The organism is Cupriavidus sp. USMAHM13 (assembly GCF_001854285.1).
Lineage (GTDB): Bacteria > Pseudomonadota > Gammaproteobacteria > Burkholderiales > Burkholderiaceae > Cupriavidus > Cupriavidus malaysiensis.
The window spans coordinates 3,763,248-3,778,566 of sequence record NZ_CP017751.1 but is presented as its reverse complement, the minus strand read 5'-3'; the positions used below and the strand labels follow the sequence as shown (position 1 = coordinate 3,778,566).

Annotated in this window: 13 protein-coding genes; 6 read left to right on the top strand and 7 right to left on the bottom strand. The window is 69.2% G+C overall.

All coding sequences use genetic code 11. The features are described 5' to 3' along the window. Positions 1 to 77 precede the first annotated feature (77 nt). On the top strand, positions 78 to 1,094 hold the full coding sequence (locus BKK81_RS16675) for a tripartite tricarboxylate transporter substrate binding protein (protein WP_071015199.1): 1,017 nt from the start codon (positions 78 to 80) through the stop codon (positions 1,092 to 1,094). Positions 1,095 to 1,122: 28 nt separating this feature from the next. Continuing rightward, positions 1,123 to 1,974, top strand: coding sequence for a VOC family protein (locus BKK81_RS16670; RefSeq protein ID WP_071015197.1), 852 nt, complete (start codon positions 1,123 to 1,125; stop codon positions 1,972 to 1,974). Positions 1,975 to 2,009: 35 nt separating this feature from the next. Here the strand turns inward: BKK81_RS16670 and dut are convergent, their stop codons facing one another. The 6 genes from dut to BKK81_RS16640 all read right to left on the bottom strand — a co-directional run bounded on the left by dut (position 2,010) and on the right by BKK81_RS16640 (position 9,649). Further along, the gene (gene dut, locus BKK81_RS16665) at positions 2,010 to 2,504 is read right to left on the bottom strand and encodes a dUTP diphosphatase (protein WP_071015194.1); all 495 of its coding nucleotides are present in this window, start codon (positions 2,502 to 2,504) and stop codon (positions 2,010 to 2,012) included. A gap of 199 nt (positions 2,505 to 2,703) precedes the next feature. Then, positions 2,704 to 3,708: an LLM class flavin-dependent oxidoreductase gene (locus BKK81_RS16660; RefSeq protein WP_071016565.1), complete on the bottom strand. Its 1,005-nt coding sequence runs from the start codon at positions 3,706 to 3,708 to the stop codon at positions 2,704 to 2,706. Positions 3,709 to 3,746: 38 nt separating this feature from the next. Further along, on the bottom strand, positions 3,747 to 4,955 hold the full coding sequence (coaBC, locus tag BKK81_RS16655) for a bifunctional phosphopantothenoylcysteine decarboxylase/phosphopantothenate--cysteine ligase CoaBC (protein WP_071015191.1): 1,209 nt from the start codon (positions 4,953 to 4,955) through the stop codon (positions 3,747 to 3,749). A gap of 159 nt (positions 4,956 to 5,114) precedes the next feature. Continuing rightward, complete coding sequence (gene lspA, locus BKK81_RS16650; protein WP_071015188.1) at positions 5,115 to 5,642, bottom strand: signal peptidase II; 528 nt, start codon at positions 5,640 to 5,642, stop codon at positions 5,115 to 5,117. Further along, a complete protein-coding gene (gene ileS / locus BKK81_RS16645) occupies positions 5,642 to 8,533 on the bottom strand; it encodes an isoleucine--tRNA ligase (RefSeq protein ID WP_071015185.1) in 2,892 nt (963 codons plus the stop codon). Before ileS ends, lspA begins: the two co-directional genes overlap by 1 nt. Positions 8,534 to 8,653: 120 nt before the next feature. Continuing rightward, on the bottom strand, positions 8,654 to 9,649 hold the full coding sequence (locus BKK81_RS16640) for a bifunctional riboflavin kinase/FAD synthetase (protein WP_071015183.1): 996 nt from the start codon (positions 9,647 to 9,649) through the stop codon (positions 8,654 to 8,656). Positions 9,650 to 9,834: 185 nt separating this feature from the next. Between BKK81_RS16640 and BKK81_RS16635 the strand changes: the two genes are divergently transcribed. Beyond that, positions 9,835 to 11,625, top strand: coding sequence for a hybrid sensor histidine kinase/response regulator (locus BKK81_RS16635; RefSeq protein WP_071015180.1), 1,791 nt, complete (start codon positions 9,835 to 9,837; stop codon positions 11,623 to 11,625). A 54-nt stretch (positions 11,626 to 11,679) separates the two neighbouring features. Here BKK81_RS16635 and BKK81_RS16630 read toward each other — a convergent pair whose 3' ends face one another. After that, positions 11,680 to 12,339 carry a response regulator gene (locus tag BKK81_RS16630; RefSeq protein WP_071015178.1) on the bottom strand — a complete coding sequence of 220 codons (660 nt, stop codon included), beginning with the start codon at positions 12,337 to 12,339 and terminating at the stop codon, positions 11,680 to 11,682. A gap of 274 nt (positions 12,340 to 12,613) precedes the next feature. Between BKK81_RS16630 and purN the strand changes: the two genes are divergently transcribed. From purN to BKK81_RS16615, 3 genes are read left to right on the top strand one after another with little or no spacing between them, the layout of a single operon-like run. Then, a complete protein-coding gene (gene purN, locus BKK81_RS16625) occupies positions 12,614 to 13,267 on the top strand; it encodes a phosphoribosylglycinamide formyltransferase (RefSeq protein WP_071015176.1) in 654 nt (217 codons plus the stop codon). Continuing rightward, positions 13,264 to 14,697 (top strand): RsmB/NOP family class I SAM-dependent RNA methyltransferase, encoded by a 1,434-nt coding sequence (locus BKK81_RS16620; protein ID WP_071015173.1) that lies wholly within the window; start codon positions 13,264 to 13,266, stop codon positions 14,695 to 14,697. Before purN ends, BKK81_RS16620 begins: the two co-directional genes overlap by 4 nt. Before the next feature lie 22 nt (positions 14,698 to 14,719). Continuing rightward, positions 14,720 to 15,307, top strand: a complete 588-nt coding sequence (locus BKK81_RS16615; RefSeq protein ID WP_071016563.1) for a phospholipase D family nuclease — start codon at positions 14,720 to 14,722, stop codon at positions 15,305 to 15,307. Positions 15,308 to 15,319 lie beyond the last annotated feature (12 nt).

The following is a 15,319-nucleotide window of genomic DNA, read 5'->3' as shown; positions in this document are numbered from 1 at the left end:
CGAGACATGGGGCGGCAGTGATGCCGCCCCTGCTTTTTCGCGCCGGCTCCGCCGTCCGCTCCTAGCACGAGTCACCGATGTCCAGTCACGACCGCCGGCAGGTGCGCCGCCTGCTGCTCAAATCGCTGCCGCTGGGTACGCTGCCGTTCCTGCCGCCGACTCTGGCGGGCCCCGTCTCAGGCGTTGGCGAGGCAGGGGCCGGCAACGGCCGGCCGATCACGCTGGTGCTGCCGTTTCCTCCCGGCGGGAGCGTCGACATTGTCGCGCGGCAACTGCAGCCGGGTTTGAAGAATGCGCTCGGGCAGGTCGTGGTGATCGATAACAAGCCTGGCGCGGGCGGGCTGATCGCCTCTAGCCTGGTGGCCCGGGCCCGGCCGGACGGAAACACCCTGCTGATGGCTTTCGATACGCACGCCATCAATCCCTTTGCCTACAAGCGCCTGCCCTACGACACCTTCCGCGATTTCACCCCCATCTCGCAACTGGTGCGCTTCCCCCTGGTGATTGCCGCCCATCCGTCGCTGCCGGCCGCCAATGTGCGGGAGCTGGTGGCGCTGGCCCGCGCGGAACCGGGTGCGGTGCGTTATGCCTCGTCCGGCGTCGGCAGCCTGAACCAGCTGGCGGCCGAGGCGCTGGCGACAGAGGCGGGGGTGCGCTTCCTGCATGTGCCCTACAAGGGAGGGGGACCCGCGGTTCAGGCGGTGCTGGCGAACGAAGTCGACCTGTTCTTCAGCAGCTATGCGGCCGTGCAAGCCCATATTGCCGCCAAGACCATCAAAGTGCTGGGCGTCACCGGCAGCACCCGCCTGCGTGAGCTGGCGCAGGTGCCTACGGTGGCCGAGCAGGGCTTTCGTGGCTTCGAGGCCTACTCCTGGATCGGCGTGTTCGGCCCGGCTGGCATGGCCGCGCCTGCCGTGGCCCGTCTGCAGGCGGCACTGGCCGGCGCGCTGCGCCAGCCGCGGGCGCAGGAGGCCTTGGGCCAGCAGGGCTTCGAGATCGTGGCGGGCAGTCCGGCAGAACTCGAGCGCCTGGTGCGCCGCGAGCACGACAAATGGCTGGCCGTCGCCCGCAAGGCCAACATCCGCTTCGATTGAGCTCACTGGGCGAGGAGACGGTATCGACATGGCAACTCGCAGTGCGGAACCCTTCGACCACGCCGTGGTGGTCTGTCCCGATCTCGACGCCGCGGCGCAGTCCTGGCGCAGGCTCGGTTTCACGCTGACGCCGCGCGGCTTCCATACGCTCGGCTCGCAGAATCACTGCGCCATGCTGGAGCAGGACTATCTGGAGCTGCTGCACGTGACCGAACCCACCCCCAGCCGGCGCTACTATTGGGATGCCCAGGCTGCGGGCGGGGGCTGTGCCGCCATGTCGTGCAAGAGCCGCGATGCTTTCGGCACGGCTGCGGCGCTGCGGGCCGAAGGATGGCACACCTCCGATCCGATCGAGTTTTCGCGCCCGGTGCGGCTGGAGGATGGCAGCGAGCAGCCGGCCACCTTCCGCGTGATGGCCATCGACGACGCGCCCGGCGCGCGCTATTTCGCCTGCGAGCACCGTACCCCCGAACTGCTGTGGCGGCCCGAATGGATGGCACACGCCAACGGGGCGCGCGCTATTGGTGCCATGTTCCTGGTGGTGGCGCCTGCGCTGGTCGAGGCGACCGGGCGGGCCTATGCCGAACTGACCGGCGCGGAGCTGACGGAGCTCAGCGAGCATGTGTGCAGCCTGGCCATCTGCGGCGCGACGCTGGTGATCAGCACGCCGCAGGCACTGGCCTCCGCGACCGGTACGGTGCATGTCCAGCGCTGCGTGCCGGGCTACGCGGCGATCCGCCTGCGTACCGCCGACCTGGCTGCTGCGCGTGCCCTGTGGCGCGAGGCCGGCGTGCAGGCTGCCGAACTCGGGCCGCACGAGAGCCTGGTGCCGGCCAGCCAGGCCGGCGGAGTGGCGCTGCTGTTCGAACAGGCCACCTGAGCCGGCGCCCCCGGCGCCGGCTCAGGCGCCCGGGCTTATACTCCCTTGTGGTGCACGCCGGTGGAGCCGAATCCGCCGCTGCCGCGCTCGGTATCGGCCGAGAAGGTTTCCACCGTGGAGAAGACCGGGCGCAGTACCGGCACGAACATCATCTGGGCGATGCGCTCGCCCGGCTGGATCACGATCGGCTCGGTGCCGGGGGCATTGCGGTTCCACACGCTGACCATGATCTGGCCCTGGTAGTCGGCATCGATCACGCCGATCGAATTGCCCAGCACCAGGCCCTTCTTATGGCCCAGACCCGAGCGCGGCACGATGGTGGCAGCCATGTAGGGATTGCCCATGTGCACGGCGAAGCCAGCCGGTACCAGCACGGCAGGCGTGCCGGCTTCGATCGCGAGCGGTGCATCCAGGCAGGCGTGCAGGTCGATGGCGGCAGCCATCTCGCTCTGGTAGGCCGGCAGGCCCCATTCGTGCAGACGAGCGTCCAATACCTTGATTTCGACGGGCGGGTTCAGTTCAGCGGTCATGGCAGAGAATCGGTAGGGCGGAAGGTGTAGGGCGGAAGGTGTAGGGCAGAAGGCGGGCAGGCCGCGCAATGGCAGCGGATTGGAACATGGCCGGCACGAAGCGCGAGTCGCCCGGGGCCGCGGGGGCGGGCGCACGGCCCGCCGCCGGCGAGCCGTGATGATAGCCGAGCGAGGGAAGAGTAGGCGGCCGCCGGGGCGCTCAGGCGCCGTCCTGCAGTGCAAAGGCCTGTGCCAGCAACTCGTAGGTGCGCAGCCGCGCCGCATAGCTGGCAGCCACGCTCAGCACGACAAGCTCATCGGCCGCGAACTGCTCGCGCAGCGCCAGCATCCGCTCGCTGACCTGTTCCGGCGTGCCGCAGATCGTGCGCGGCCGCTCGCGCGCGATGATCAGGCGGTCGCGCTCGGTGGGCTCATGGCCGGCCGCCTGGGCCAGCGAGGGGATGGGAGCGTTGACACCGTAGGCCATCTGCAGCCGGCGCAGGTCGACGGCGCGTTCCAGTGCGGCTGCCTCGGCCCCGGTGTCCGCGCAGATGACGAAGACCGCGGCAGCGCTGTAGGGCTGCGTCTCGTAACCCGGCGTGAAATGGTCGCGGTAATGGCGGGCGACCGCATGGCCGCCGTGCGCGTTGATGAAGTGGGCGAAGGCAAAGCGCACGCCGAGTTGCGCCGCCAGCGCACCGCCGTAGTCGCTCGAGCCCAGCACCCAGATCTCCGGGCGGGTGTCGATCTGCGGCTGCAGCAGCACGCCCTCGGCCAGGTGGTCCGGCGGGACTTCTCCGGCGAGCAGCCAGCACAGGTCGCGCACCTGTTCGGCAAACTGCGCGCCGCGGTCGTAGTCGCCCATGGCCACGGCCTGGGCCGTGCGCATGTCGCCGCCGGGTGCGCGGCCTACGCCGAGGTCGATGCGTCCGGGGAACAAGGCTTCCAGCATGCGGAACTGCTCGGCCACCTTGAACGGGCTGTAGTAGGGCAGCATCACGCCGCCGGAGCCGAGCCGGATGCGCCGGGTCACGCTGCCCAGCCGGGCCAGCATCACCTCCGGCGCCGGATTGCAGACGCCATGCAGCCCGTGGTGCTCGGCGCACCAGTAGCGGGTGTAGCCGAGCGCGTCGGCGGCCTGGGCCAGTTCGATGGTGGCAGCCAGCGCATCGCGCGCGCTGTGCCCGGCGATGACCGGGCTCTGGTCCAGCACGGAGAGCCGCATGGCGGGGCGCCGCGGGGCGTCGCCGACGGGCGCGGCGCTCACGATGCCGCTCCGGTGCCGGCGGGCAGGCGCTGGGCGATGGCGGCCACCAGCAGGCGTGCCAGCGTCAGCTTGTCCGCGCGCGGCAGGCGCGTCATGCCTTGTGCGTCGAACAGCACGATCTCGTTGTCGTCCAGGCCGAAGGTGTGATGGCCGATATTGCCGACCAGCAGGGGCACGCGCTTGCGCTGGCGCTTCTGCTCGCCGTAGGTCTCCAGGTTCTCGCTCTCGGCGGCGAAGCCCACGCAGTAGGGCGCGTCGGGCCGCGCGGCGACGGCGGCGAGAATGTCCGGGTTCTGCACGAATTCCAGTGTCGGCGTGTCGGTGTCGTTGGCTTTCTTCAGCTTCTGCGCGGCGACCTGCGCGGGCCGCCAGTCGGCCACGGCCGCCACCGCGATGAAAACGTCGCTGCCGTGCAGCCCGGCCAGCACGGCATCGTGCATCTGGCGCGCGCTCTGCACATCCGAGCGCGCCACCCCGCGCGGCGTCGGCAGCGCGGTCGGGCCGGCCACCAGGTGCACCTCGGCACCCGCCTCGCGCGCCGCGCGCGCAATGGCGAAGCCCATCTTGCCGGACGAGCGGTTGGTGATGCCGCGAACCGGGTCGATAGCCTCGAAGGTGGGGCCGGCGGTGATCAGCACGCGCCGCCCGGCCAGCACCTTGGGTTGGAAGAAAGCGACGATGTCCTCGAGCAGTTCCTCGGGTTCCAGCATGCGGCCATCGCCGACCTCGCCGCAGGCCTGGTCGCCGCTGCCCGGGCCGAGCACCGTGACGCCGTCCGCGCGCAAATGCGCGACGTTGCGCTGGGTGGCCGGCGCGGCCCACATCTGCCGGTTCATGGCCGGCGCCACCAGCAGCGGGCAGTCGCGCGCGATGCACAGCGTGCTGAGCAGGTCGTCGCACAGGCCGTTGGCCAGGCGCGCCATGAAATCGGTGGAGGCGGGCGCGATGACGATGGCATCGGCTTCCCGCGAGAGGTCGATATGGGCCATGTTGTTGCCGACGCGGTCATCCCACTGCGACCGGAAGACCGGGCGTCCCGACAGCGCCTGCATCGTGACCGGGGTGATGAAATGCGTTGCCGCCTCGGTCATGGCCACTTGCACGGTGGCCCCGGCCTTGGTGAGCAGGCGGACCAGTTCGGCCGACTTGTAGCAGGCGATGCCGCCGGTCAGGCCTAGAACGATGTGCTTGCCGTGCAAATCCATGGTGGGCTCTCGGAAAAGGGAAGATGGCCGCAGGCGTGTGGCGCCGGGCACCCCGCATCATACCGGCTTGCCGCCGGTACTGCCGGGGCTGACGCGCCGGCGCGGAAGGGGAGTCGGGAGAGCGCGGCCCCGGGCATCGTTGCCGGGGCCGCAATGCGCTTACTGGCGCCGCACGCGACGCAGCTCGTCGACGATCAGCAGCGCCGCGCCGACGGTGATGGCGCAGTCGGCGAGGTTGAAGGCGGGCCAGTGGTAGCGGCCTGCGTAGAAGTCGAGGAAGTCGACCACATGGCCGTAGAGCACGCGGTCCACCACGTTGCCCACGGCGCCGCCGAGAATCAGCGACACGGCCAGGCAGAACAGCCGCTGGCCGGTGTGGCGGTACAGCAGCCAGATGATGAACAGGCCGACCACGACGCCCAGGCCGGTGAAGAACCAGCGCTGCCAGCCGCCGGCGTCGGCCAGGAAGCTGAAGGCCGCGCCCTTGTTGTAGACCAGTACCAGGTTGAAGAAGCCGGTCACCGGGCGCGATTCGCCGTAGGCGAAGCTGCGCACGATGACCAGCTTGAGGAACTGGTCGGCCATCACCACCAGCAGGGCGAAGGCCATCCACAGCCAGGGTGTGGTGCCTGCCGCCTTGCTCGGGCGCTTGCTCGAACGCGCCGCGCGCGTGCCCGCGGCGGCCATCAGGCGTGGCTCCGTTGTTCGCCGGCGCCGAACAGGTTGCTGACGCAACGGCCGCACAGTGTGGGGTGGGCCGTATCGGCGCCGACATCCTCGCGGTAGTGCCAGCAGCGCTCGCACTTGGCGTGTGTCGACGGCGTCACGGTCACCAGCAGGTCACCGCCTTCCGGCGCCGGCGTGACGGTGGCGGCGGAGGTCAGCAGCACGAAGCGCAGGTCGTCGTCCAGGCTTTGCAGCGCGGCCAGGGTCGGGCCGCCGGCGCTGATCGACACTTCCGCCTGCAGCGAGGAGCCGATACCGCCCTCCACGCGCACCGACTCGAGCTGCCTGGTCACCTCCGCGCGCACGGTGCGGATTTCGTGCCACTTCTCCAGCAGGCCATCGGCGTGGTCGAGCGCCGGCGTCGCATAGTAGGTGCTGGTGAAGATGGTCTCGTCGTGGCCGGTGCCGTGGCGGAACACCTGCCACGCCTCCTCGGCGGTGAACGACAGGAACGGTGCCATCCAGTGCAGCATCGACTGGGTGATGTGGTACAGCGCGTTCTGCGCGGCGCGGCGCGCGCGCGAGTCCGGCGCGGTGGTGTAGAGGCGGTCCTTCAGCACGTCGAGGTAGAAGCCGCCCAGGTCTTCCGAGCAGAAGGTCTGCAGCTTGGCGACCACCGGGTGGAACTCGTACACGTCGTAGTGCGACAGCACTTCCTTCTGCAGCTGGGCGGTCAGCGCCACGGCGTAGCGGTCGATCTCCAGCCATTCCGACGGCGGCAGCGCGTGCTTGGCATGGTCGTAGTCGGTCAGGTTGGCCAGCAGGAAGCGCAGCGTGTTGCGGATGCGGCGGTAGCCTTCGACCACGCGCTTGAGGATTTCGTCGGAGATCGACAGTTCGCCCGAGTAGTCGGTCGAGGCCACCCACAGGCGGATGATCTCGGCCCCCATCTTGTTGGCGATGTCCTGCGGCGACACGGTATTGCCGATCGACTTGGACATCTTGCGGCCTTCGCCGTCGACAGTGAAGCCGTGCGTCAGCAGCGCCTTGTAGGGCGGCTTGCCGTACAGCATCGACGCGGTCAGCAGCGAGGAGTGGAACCAGCCGCGGTGCTGGTCCGAGCCTTCCAGGTAGAGGTCGGCCAGGCGCCCGTCCGGCGTGTCGGCCGACGGGTCGTACAGTTCGTCCCGGTGCGAGCCGCGGATCACGGTCCAGTGTGTGGTGCCCGAGTCGAACCAGACGTCCAGCGTGTCGCGGTTCTTCTCATAGTGCTCGGCCTCGTCGCCCAGCAGTTCCTTCGGGTCCAGCGCCTGCCAGGCCTCGATGCCGTGCTGTTCGACGCGCTTGGCCACTTCCTCCAGCAGCTCCGGCGTGCGCGGATGCAGCGCACCGGTTTCCTTGTGGACGAAGAAAGCCATCGGCACGCCCCACTGGCGCTGGCGCGACAGCGTCCAGTCGGGCCGGTTGGCGATCATATTGTGCAGGCGCTGCTTGCCCCAGGACGGGTAGAAGGCGGTTGCTTCGATGCCGGCCAGCGCCGTCTCGCGCAGGGTCGGGCCGCTCTCGCCGTTCTCCGCCGTGGGCTCCACGTCCATCCCGGCGAACCACTGCGAGGTAGCGCGGTAGATGATCGGGGTCTTGTGCCGCCAGCAGTGCATATAGCTGTGCGGGTAGTTATGCGAGTTGAACAGGTTGCCCGAGGCCTTCAGCGCCACGACGATCTGCGGGTTGGCGTCCCAGATCTTCATGCCGCCGAACAGCGGCAGCCAGCTCGCGTAGACGCCGTCGCCCATGACCGGGCTGATGATGTCCGCGTCGCGCATGCCGTGCGCCTTGCACGACTGGAAGTCTTCCACGCCGTAGGCCGGTGCCGAGTGCACGATGCCCGAGCCGGTGTCGGTGGTGACGTAGTCGCCCAGGTAGATCGGCGACAGGCGATCGTAGCCGGCGTCCGTCTTGGCCAGCGGATGGTGGAAGTGGATCTCCGACAGCGCCGCGCCGCGCGCGGTGGCGACCACCTTGCCTTCGAGTTCGTAGATCTTGAGTTGTTCCTCGACGCGCTCGGTGGCCAGGATCAGCCAGCCGCGCGGGGTGTCGACCAGTGCGTACTCCACTTCGGGGTGGACGTTCAGTGCCTGGTTGGAGGGGATGGTCCACGGGGTGGTGGTCCAGATCACGATCCAGCCGGGGCGGGCGGCGAGCTGCTCGGCCGGCACCTTGAAGGCGTGCGCCAGCTTGTCGGTCTCGGCGAAGGGGAAGCCGACGTCGATCGACAGATCGGTCTTGTCCTTGTACTCGACTTCGGCCTCGGCCAGCGCCGAGCCGCAGTCGAAGCACCAGTTGACCGGCTTCAGGCCGCGGAAGACGAAGCCCTTCTCCATGATCTTGCCGAGGGCGCGCAGTTCGTCGGCCTCGTTGCGGAAGTTCATGGTCAGATAGGGGTTGTCCCAGTCGCCCAGCACGCCCAGGCGCTGGAAGTCGACCTTCTGGCGGGCAATCTGCTCGGTGGCGTAGGCGCGCGCCTTGGCCTGCACCTCCTGCACCGGAAGCCCCTTGCCGAACTGCTTCTCGATCTGGATCTCGATCGGCATGCCGTGGCAGTCCCAGCCAGGCACGTAGACGGCGTCGAGCCCGGACAGGCCGCGCGCCTTGACGATCATGTCTTTCAGGATCTTGTTGACGGCGTGTCCGATGTGGATGTCGCCGTTGGCATACGGCGGGCCGTCGTGCAGGATGAACTTCTTGGCGCCCTTGCGTGCTTCGCGGATCTTCCGGTAGCGCTGCGTTTCCTGCCATTGCTTGACCCACTGCGGTTCGCGCTTGGGCAGGTCGCCGCGCATCGGGAACGGGGTGTCGAGCAGGTTGACCGGGTACTTGCTTTTCTCGGGCTTGGCGCGTTTGTCGTCGGACATGTCGATTCTCGGGGCAATTCGTCTGGCGCGCGGCGGGCTGGCGGCCCGGGCCGGCGCGGAGTTGGCTGTGGGTGCGTGTGCGGGCGACTCCGCGTCCCGCCGCCTGGCGGGATGCGGCCGCTAGCTAATTCGGTCGGTCGCGGAGGTGGCGAAGTCGCGACCGGCGCCCGGTTCGGGCGTGCCCGGCACCGTCAGGCCGAAGAAGCCGCGGGCCTCGGCGCTGTCCTTGGCAATGGCTGCGGTGAGCTGGTCGAGATTGTCGAAGCGGGCTTCGTCGCGCAGCTTCTTCATGAACTCCACCCGCACCAGCTTGCCGTACAGGTCGCCGCTGAAATCGAACAAGTGGACTTCCAGCAGCACGCGGCCGGCGTCCTCGATGGTGGGGCGCACGCCGATGCTGGCCACGCCCGGCAGCGGATGGTCGGCCAGGCCGTGCACCTGGACCACGAAGATGCCATTGACCGCGGGGCGCTTGTGCGAGATGCGCAGGTTCAGCGTGGGAAAGCCCAGGTCACGCCCGAGCTTGCGCCCGTGGATGACGTGGCCGCTGATCGCATAGCCATGGCCGAGCAGGCGCCGGGCATGTTCCAGGTCGCCCGCCGCCAGCGCTTCGCGTACCGCAGAGCTGGAGATGCGCACGCCGCCCTCGGACACCGAGCCCATCTGCTCGACGTCGAAGCCGAAGTGCTTGCCGGCCTGCTGCAGGTAGGCGAAGTCGCCGGCCCGCTTGGCGCCGAAGCGGAAGTCGTCGCCCACCAGTACCCAGCGCGCATGCAGGCCGTGCCACAGCACGTTCTCAACGAACTGCTGTGGCGACTGGCCGGCGAAGTGGGCGTTGAAGTGCTCCACCACGACGCGGTCGACGCCATTGCGGCGCAGGCTCTCCAGCTTGTCGCGCAGCAGGGCGATGCGGGTCGGTGCGCGCTCCGGCATGAAGAACTCGCGCGGATGCGGCTCGAATGTCATCACGCACAGCGGCAGGCCGCGCGCGTCGGCCGCCGCGCGCGCGCGCGCCAGCAGCGACTGGTGGCCGCGATGCACACCGTCGAAATTGCCGATGGTCAGCGCGCAGGGCGCGCGGCTCTCGGCGTTGGGCAGGCCGCGGAAGACTTTCACGAGGACGGCGACAAGCGTTCGGGTAAAGCGAGCATTATAAGTCGAATGGAAGTCCGGCAACGCCGCGTGCCCAGACCTGGCGCCCCGGAATCGGGATTTTTGTGCCGGACAAGCCCTTCCGGCGTGGCGCCCCGCGACAAAAGTGGGCATGATATGGCCGATCGCATTGTTGCTCACGCCTCCTCTTGAACGCGCTGCTCAACCGATTCCTGCCGCCGCCAGGCCCTCCGCTCGACGTCGAGACCCGCGCGAAGCTGCTTGCCACCGTCCATCGCGTCACGCCGACCGGCATCGTGGCCTCCGTGCTGCTGCCGCTGCTGACGACTTTCGCCTTCTGGCGCGCCGCCGTGCAGGGCGCGCTGCTGGCCTGGTGCGCGGTGATGCTGGTCCTGTCGCTGGGAGCAGCCTGGTTCTACCTTGGCTACCGGCGCGACGCCACTTCCATGAGCCGCTCGGCGCACACGCGCAAATGGTGGACGCATATGCGGGTGCTGGCCTTCCTGACCGGGCTGGCCTGGGGCAGCTCAGCCCTGCTGCACTTCTATACCAGCTCGACCGTCTTCTCGAGCGTGCTCTACCTGCTGACCCTGGGCGTGCTGGCCGGCAGCGTGACGGCCCAGTCGCCGGTGCCCAGCAACCTGATCTATGCGGGCGTGCCGATCCTGGTGCCGAACGTGCTGCTGGCGGAACTGGCCTTTCCCGGCCACGGCGTCTACGTGCAGATGCTGCTGCTGGTCTATATGCTGATGCTGGCGCGCCACGCACTCAATCTGCACCATGCGCTGGTTCGTGCGATCCAGCTCGAGAGCGACAGCCGGCGCCTGGCCAAGCGCTTCCAGGAAGAAAAGGAGCGGGCGCTGCATGCCAGCGAGGAGAAGTCGCGTTTCCTGGCCGCCGCCAGCCATGACCTGCGCCAGCCCGTGCATGCGCTGGTGATGCTGGTCGAGGCGCTGCGCGCACGCAACCAGTCGTCGTCGCTGCATCCGCTGGTGGAGCAGGTGGCAGCGGGCACCCAGACCATCGATCTGCTGTTCCGCTCCCTGCTCGACCTGTCGAAGCTGGAGGGACGCAAGGTGCTGCCGACGCTCGAACCCTGCGAGGTCGGCAGCCTGATCCGCGACGTGATCAACCAGTTCGCCGCCGACGCGCGCGAGAGTGGCCTGTCCCTGACCTCGCGCGTCCCCGACGAACTGTATGCGATGGCGGAGCCGGTGCTGCTGCGCCGCGCGCTGTTCAACCTGGTGCAGAACGCGCTGCGCTATACCAAGCGCGGCGGCGTGCTGGTGACCGCGCGGCAGCGGCGCAAGCACGTGCGGGTGGAGGTGTGGGACACCGGTGCCGGCATCACGCCCGAGCACCTGCCCGACATCTTCTCGCCCTACTATCAGGTCCACAATCCGCAGCGCGACCCGTCCCAGGGCCTGGGGCTGGGGCTGGCCATCTTCAAGGAATGCGTGCGCCTGATGCGCGGTACCTATGGCGTGCGCTCGGTGCCGGGGCGCGGATCGGTGTTCTGGTTCGCGCTGGCGCCGGTGCCGGCCGACACCGTGGCGACCATCCGTGCCGGGCGCGACGCCGCCCGTGCCGAGGATGCCCGGATCGAGACCCTGCACGGCACCGTGCTGGTGGTCGACGACGACAGCCAGATCCGCACGGCGTGGATCGCGCTGATGGAAGCCTGGGGGATCCGTGTCGCCTGCGCGGCACACGGTGCCGATGCCGATCGCCTGCTGGCCCAGGGGCTGCGGCCCGACATCATCTTTTGCGACCTGCGCCTGCCGGGCAGCGAGAACGGCCTCGACCTGCTCGAGCGCTGGCAGAATTCCCAACCGCAGGCGCGCAGCGCCCTGCTGACCGGCGACCTGAAGTCCGACGCGCTGGCGGCGGCCGAAGAGGCGGGCTATTTCGTGCTGTCCAAGCCGGTCGACCCGGCTTCGCTGCGCCTGTTGCTCAGGCGCTGGCTGCGTCCGGCCTGATCGGTCCGGGACGGTCCGGAGCGCGCCGCCTCCCTCCGGGAGGGGCGCAGGCGCTCACTGGCGCAGGCGGAAGCGCTCCATGCGCGACATGACCTGCATGCGGGTACGCACGCCGAGGCGCTGCAGGATGGCGGAGACGTGCTCCTTGACCGTGTTCTCGGTCAGGCCCAGGCGCCGCGCGATCACCTTGTTCGGCAACCCCTCCAGCACCAGTGCCAGCACCGCGCCCTGGCGCGGCGTCAGGCCGAGCTCGGCCGGGGTAACCGGGATGCCGTGCGCCGGCCCGAAGGACTGGGCGCGACCGTTCAGGGCTTCATCGGTCGGAAAGGCGGTGTCACCGGCGAGCACCTTGCGCACCGCGGCCGTGAAGGCATTGGCGTCCAGGTGCTTGCCGACGAAGCCGCACGCCGACAGGGCGCGGGCGCGCCCGACGATCTCGGGCGTGGCCTCGGCCGACATGAAAATGAAGCGCGCGCCTGGAATGACCGTCTTGAACGACTGCATGGCATCGAAGCCGGTGCCGTCGTTCAGCCAGATGTCCAGCAGGACGATATCCGGCCGCAGGCCTTCATGCAGGCTGTTGAGAGCCTCCCGCGCGCTGCCGGCCGCGTGGACGGCGACATCGGGCATGACTTCCGCCAGGAAGGCGGTAGTCCCGGAGAGGGCCATAGGATGATCATCGACCACCAACAACGTCGGTGCTGCGTTCGACATGCTTATTCCCGTCTAATTTCCCGTCTCGTCCTTTTTTGTTACCAATAATGTCCCATTTCTAAGACAAAACTGACGCGTGGACGTAGGGCCATCCTAGCAGAGGGGGCGAGGCGTCACAATCCATCAATCGGGGGTAGCCGGACTGTGTCCACTGTGCTAAAGCCGGCCTGCGGCGCGGGTTTCCGGTGTTTTAAGTGCCTACTGAGCCGTAATCGGGCGGGTTTTGCGCGCGATTTGCGGCGGGAATGGGGCGCCGCCTTGGTAGAATTGCGCGATGAAAAACATCGTCATTCTGATTTCCGGGCGAGGTTCCAATATGGAAGCCATCGTCCGTGCCTGTGCCAGCGAGGGCTGGCCGGCCCGCGTGGCGGCCGTGATCGCCAGCCGGCCGGACGCGGCGGGCCTGGCCTTCGCTGCTTCCCAGGGCATCGCCACCGCGGTGGTCGACCACCGCCAATATTCCGATCGTGAAGCCTTCGATACGGCCCTGGCCGCCGTCATCGACACCCATGCCCCCGACCTGGTGGTGCTGGCCGGCTTCATGCGCATCCTGACCCCCTCTTTCGTGGAGCACTACGCCGGCCGCATGCTGAATATCCATCCCTCGCTGCTGCCCAGCTTCCCGGGCCTGCATACCCACCGCCAGGCGCTGGAGGCCGGCGTCAAGCTGCACGGTGCTTCAGTGCATTTCGTCACGCCCCGCCTCGATCACGGTCCCATCGTCGTGCAGGCGGCCATCGATGTACTGCCGGGCGACACGCCCGAGTCGCTGGCCGCGCGCCTGCTCGACTGCGAGCATCGGATCTATCCGCGCGCCGTGCGCTGGTTCGTGCAGGACCGCCTGCGCGTCGAGGACGGGAGGGTGGAGGTGGAGCCGCCCGAGTCGCAACTGCTGGTCCGACTGCAAGCCGCGGAGGTGCTGCAATGAACCGCCAGGACAACAACCATAACGGCGGCGCGCGCCGCAGCCGCGACGGCCGCGACGAGCGCCAACCCTCGCGCGGCAAGGGGCGCAAGGCCTCGCCGCTGCGCCAGCCCGCCCGCCCGCGCGAAGCCGGCGCCGGCGCCGGCGAAACGCGCGCGGGCCACGGCCTGCATCCCTCGCACGTCCAGCACATCGACCGCCTGCTGGGCAAGGTCATGCTGTTCGCGCGTCCGGCCGATGCCGTGGTCAGCCACTATTTCCGCGAGAACCCCAAGCTGGGGCACCGCGAGCGCGGCATCATCGCCGAGGCGGTGTTCGCCGTCCTGCGCCGCCGCGTCGAGTTCGCCCAGTTCGCCGAGAGCGGCTCGGGCGCCGCGGCACGCCGGCTGGCCCTGCTTGGCCTGGCGGCGACCCAGGGCCGTGACGCCCTGACGTCCCTGCTGTCGCCCGAGGAGGCCGAATGGCTCGACCGCCTCACCACCATCGAGCGTGCCAGCCTGGCGCCGCGCGTGCGCGCCAACCTGCCGGAATGGCTGTTCGACGAACTGGTCAAGCACCATGGCGAGGCCTTTACGGCTGCCCTGGCCGATGCCTGGCTGCGCCCGGCGCCGCTGGACCTGCGCGTCAACACGCTCAAGGGCTCGCGTGAAGACGCCCTGGCTGAACTGGCCGCGGCCGGTCTGCGCGCCGAGCCGACGCCGATGGCGCCGGCCGGCATCCGCCTGTCGGGCAAGCCGGCGCTGAACAAGCTGCCGCTGTTCGTCAACGGCCTGGTCGAAGTGCAGGATGAGGGCAGCCAGTTGCTGTGCCAGCTGCTGGCGCCGCGCCGCGGCGAGATGGTGGTGGACTTCTGCGCCGGCGCCGGTGGCAAGACGCTGGCCCTGGGCGCCGCGATGCGTTCCACCGGCCGGCTCTACGCCTTCGACGTGTCGGAGAAGCGCCTGGCCAACCTGAAGCCGCGCCTGGCGCGCAGCGGCCTGTCCAACGTGCACCCGGTGCTGATCGACTCGGAGCACGATGCCAAGATCAAGCGCCTGGCCGGCAAGATCGACCGCGTGCTGGTCGATGCGCCCTGCAGCGGCCTGGGTACCCTGCGTCGCAATCCCGACCTGAAGTGGCGCCAGACGCCGCAGTCGGTCCTGGAACTGAGCGCCAAGCAGAGCGCCATCCTGGACTCCGCCGCACGCCTGGTGAAGGCCGGCGGCCGTGTCGTCTACGCCACCTGCAGCGTGCTCGAGGCGGAAAACGAGGCCATCGTGCGCGACTTCCTGGCCGCCCATCCGGACTTCCGCCTGGTGCCGGCCGCCGAGGTGCTGGCCGAGCAGAAGATCGCGCTGGCCCCGTCCGCGGCCGACGGGGAGATGTTCGCCCTGTACCCGCAGCTGCATCAGACCGACGGCTTCTTTGCCGCGGTGCTCGAGCGCCTGCGCTAGTCCATTGCGTCAGAGAAAGCGCATCCGTGCGGCGGGCCTGCCGGCACTGCTGGGCGCGGGCTGGCTGCTGCTGGCGGCTGCCGCCCTGCCGGCCGTGGCCGCGCCGCCGGAGTTGCCGGCGCGAGGCACCGTGCAGGCGGCTTTCACGCCGGGCGACGATGTCGAAGGCCTGATCGCCGCTGCCATCGGCGAGGCCCGCCGGCAGGTGCTGGTGCAGGCCTACCTGCTGTCCAACCGCGCCATCGTGCGTGCCCTGGTGGCGGCGCACGGGCGCGGCGTCGATGTCCGCGTGCTGGCCGACCGTGAGCAGATGATGCGCCAGGGCGGCAGCCGCGTGCCGGAGCTGGCGCGCGCCGGCATCCCGGTGCGGCTGGAGGTGCGTTTCGCCAACGCGCACAACAAGGTCGTGGTGATCGACGCCGACGGCGACGAGCCCGTGCTGGTCACGGGCAGTTTCAATTTCACGCAGGGCGCCCAGCGCAAGAACGCCGAGAACGTGCTTGTGCTGCGCGGCCATGCCGAACTCGCGCGCCTGTACGCGCGCAACTGGCAGCGGCACGCCGACGAGGCGCTGCCCTACGGAGCATCGGTGGACGGCGGCGCGCGCTGATCCTGATCCCTG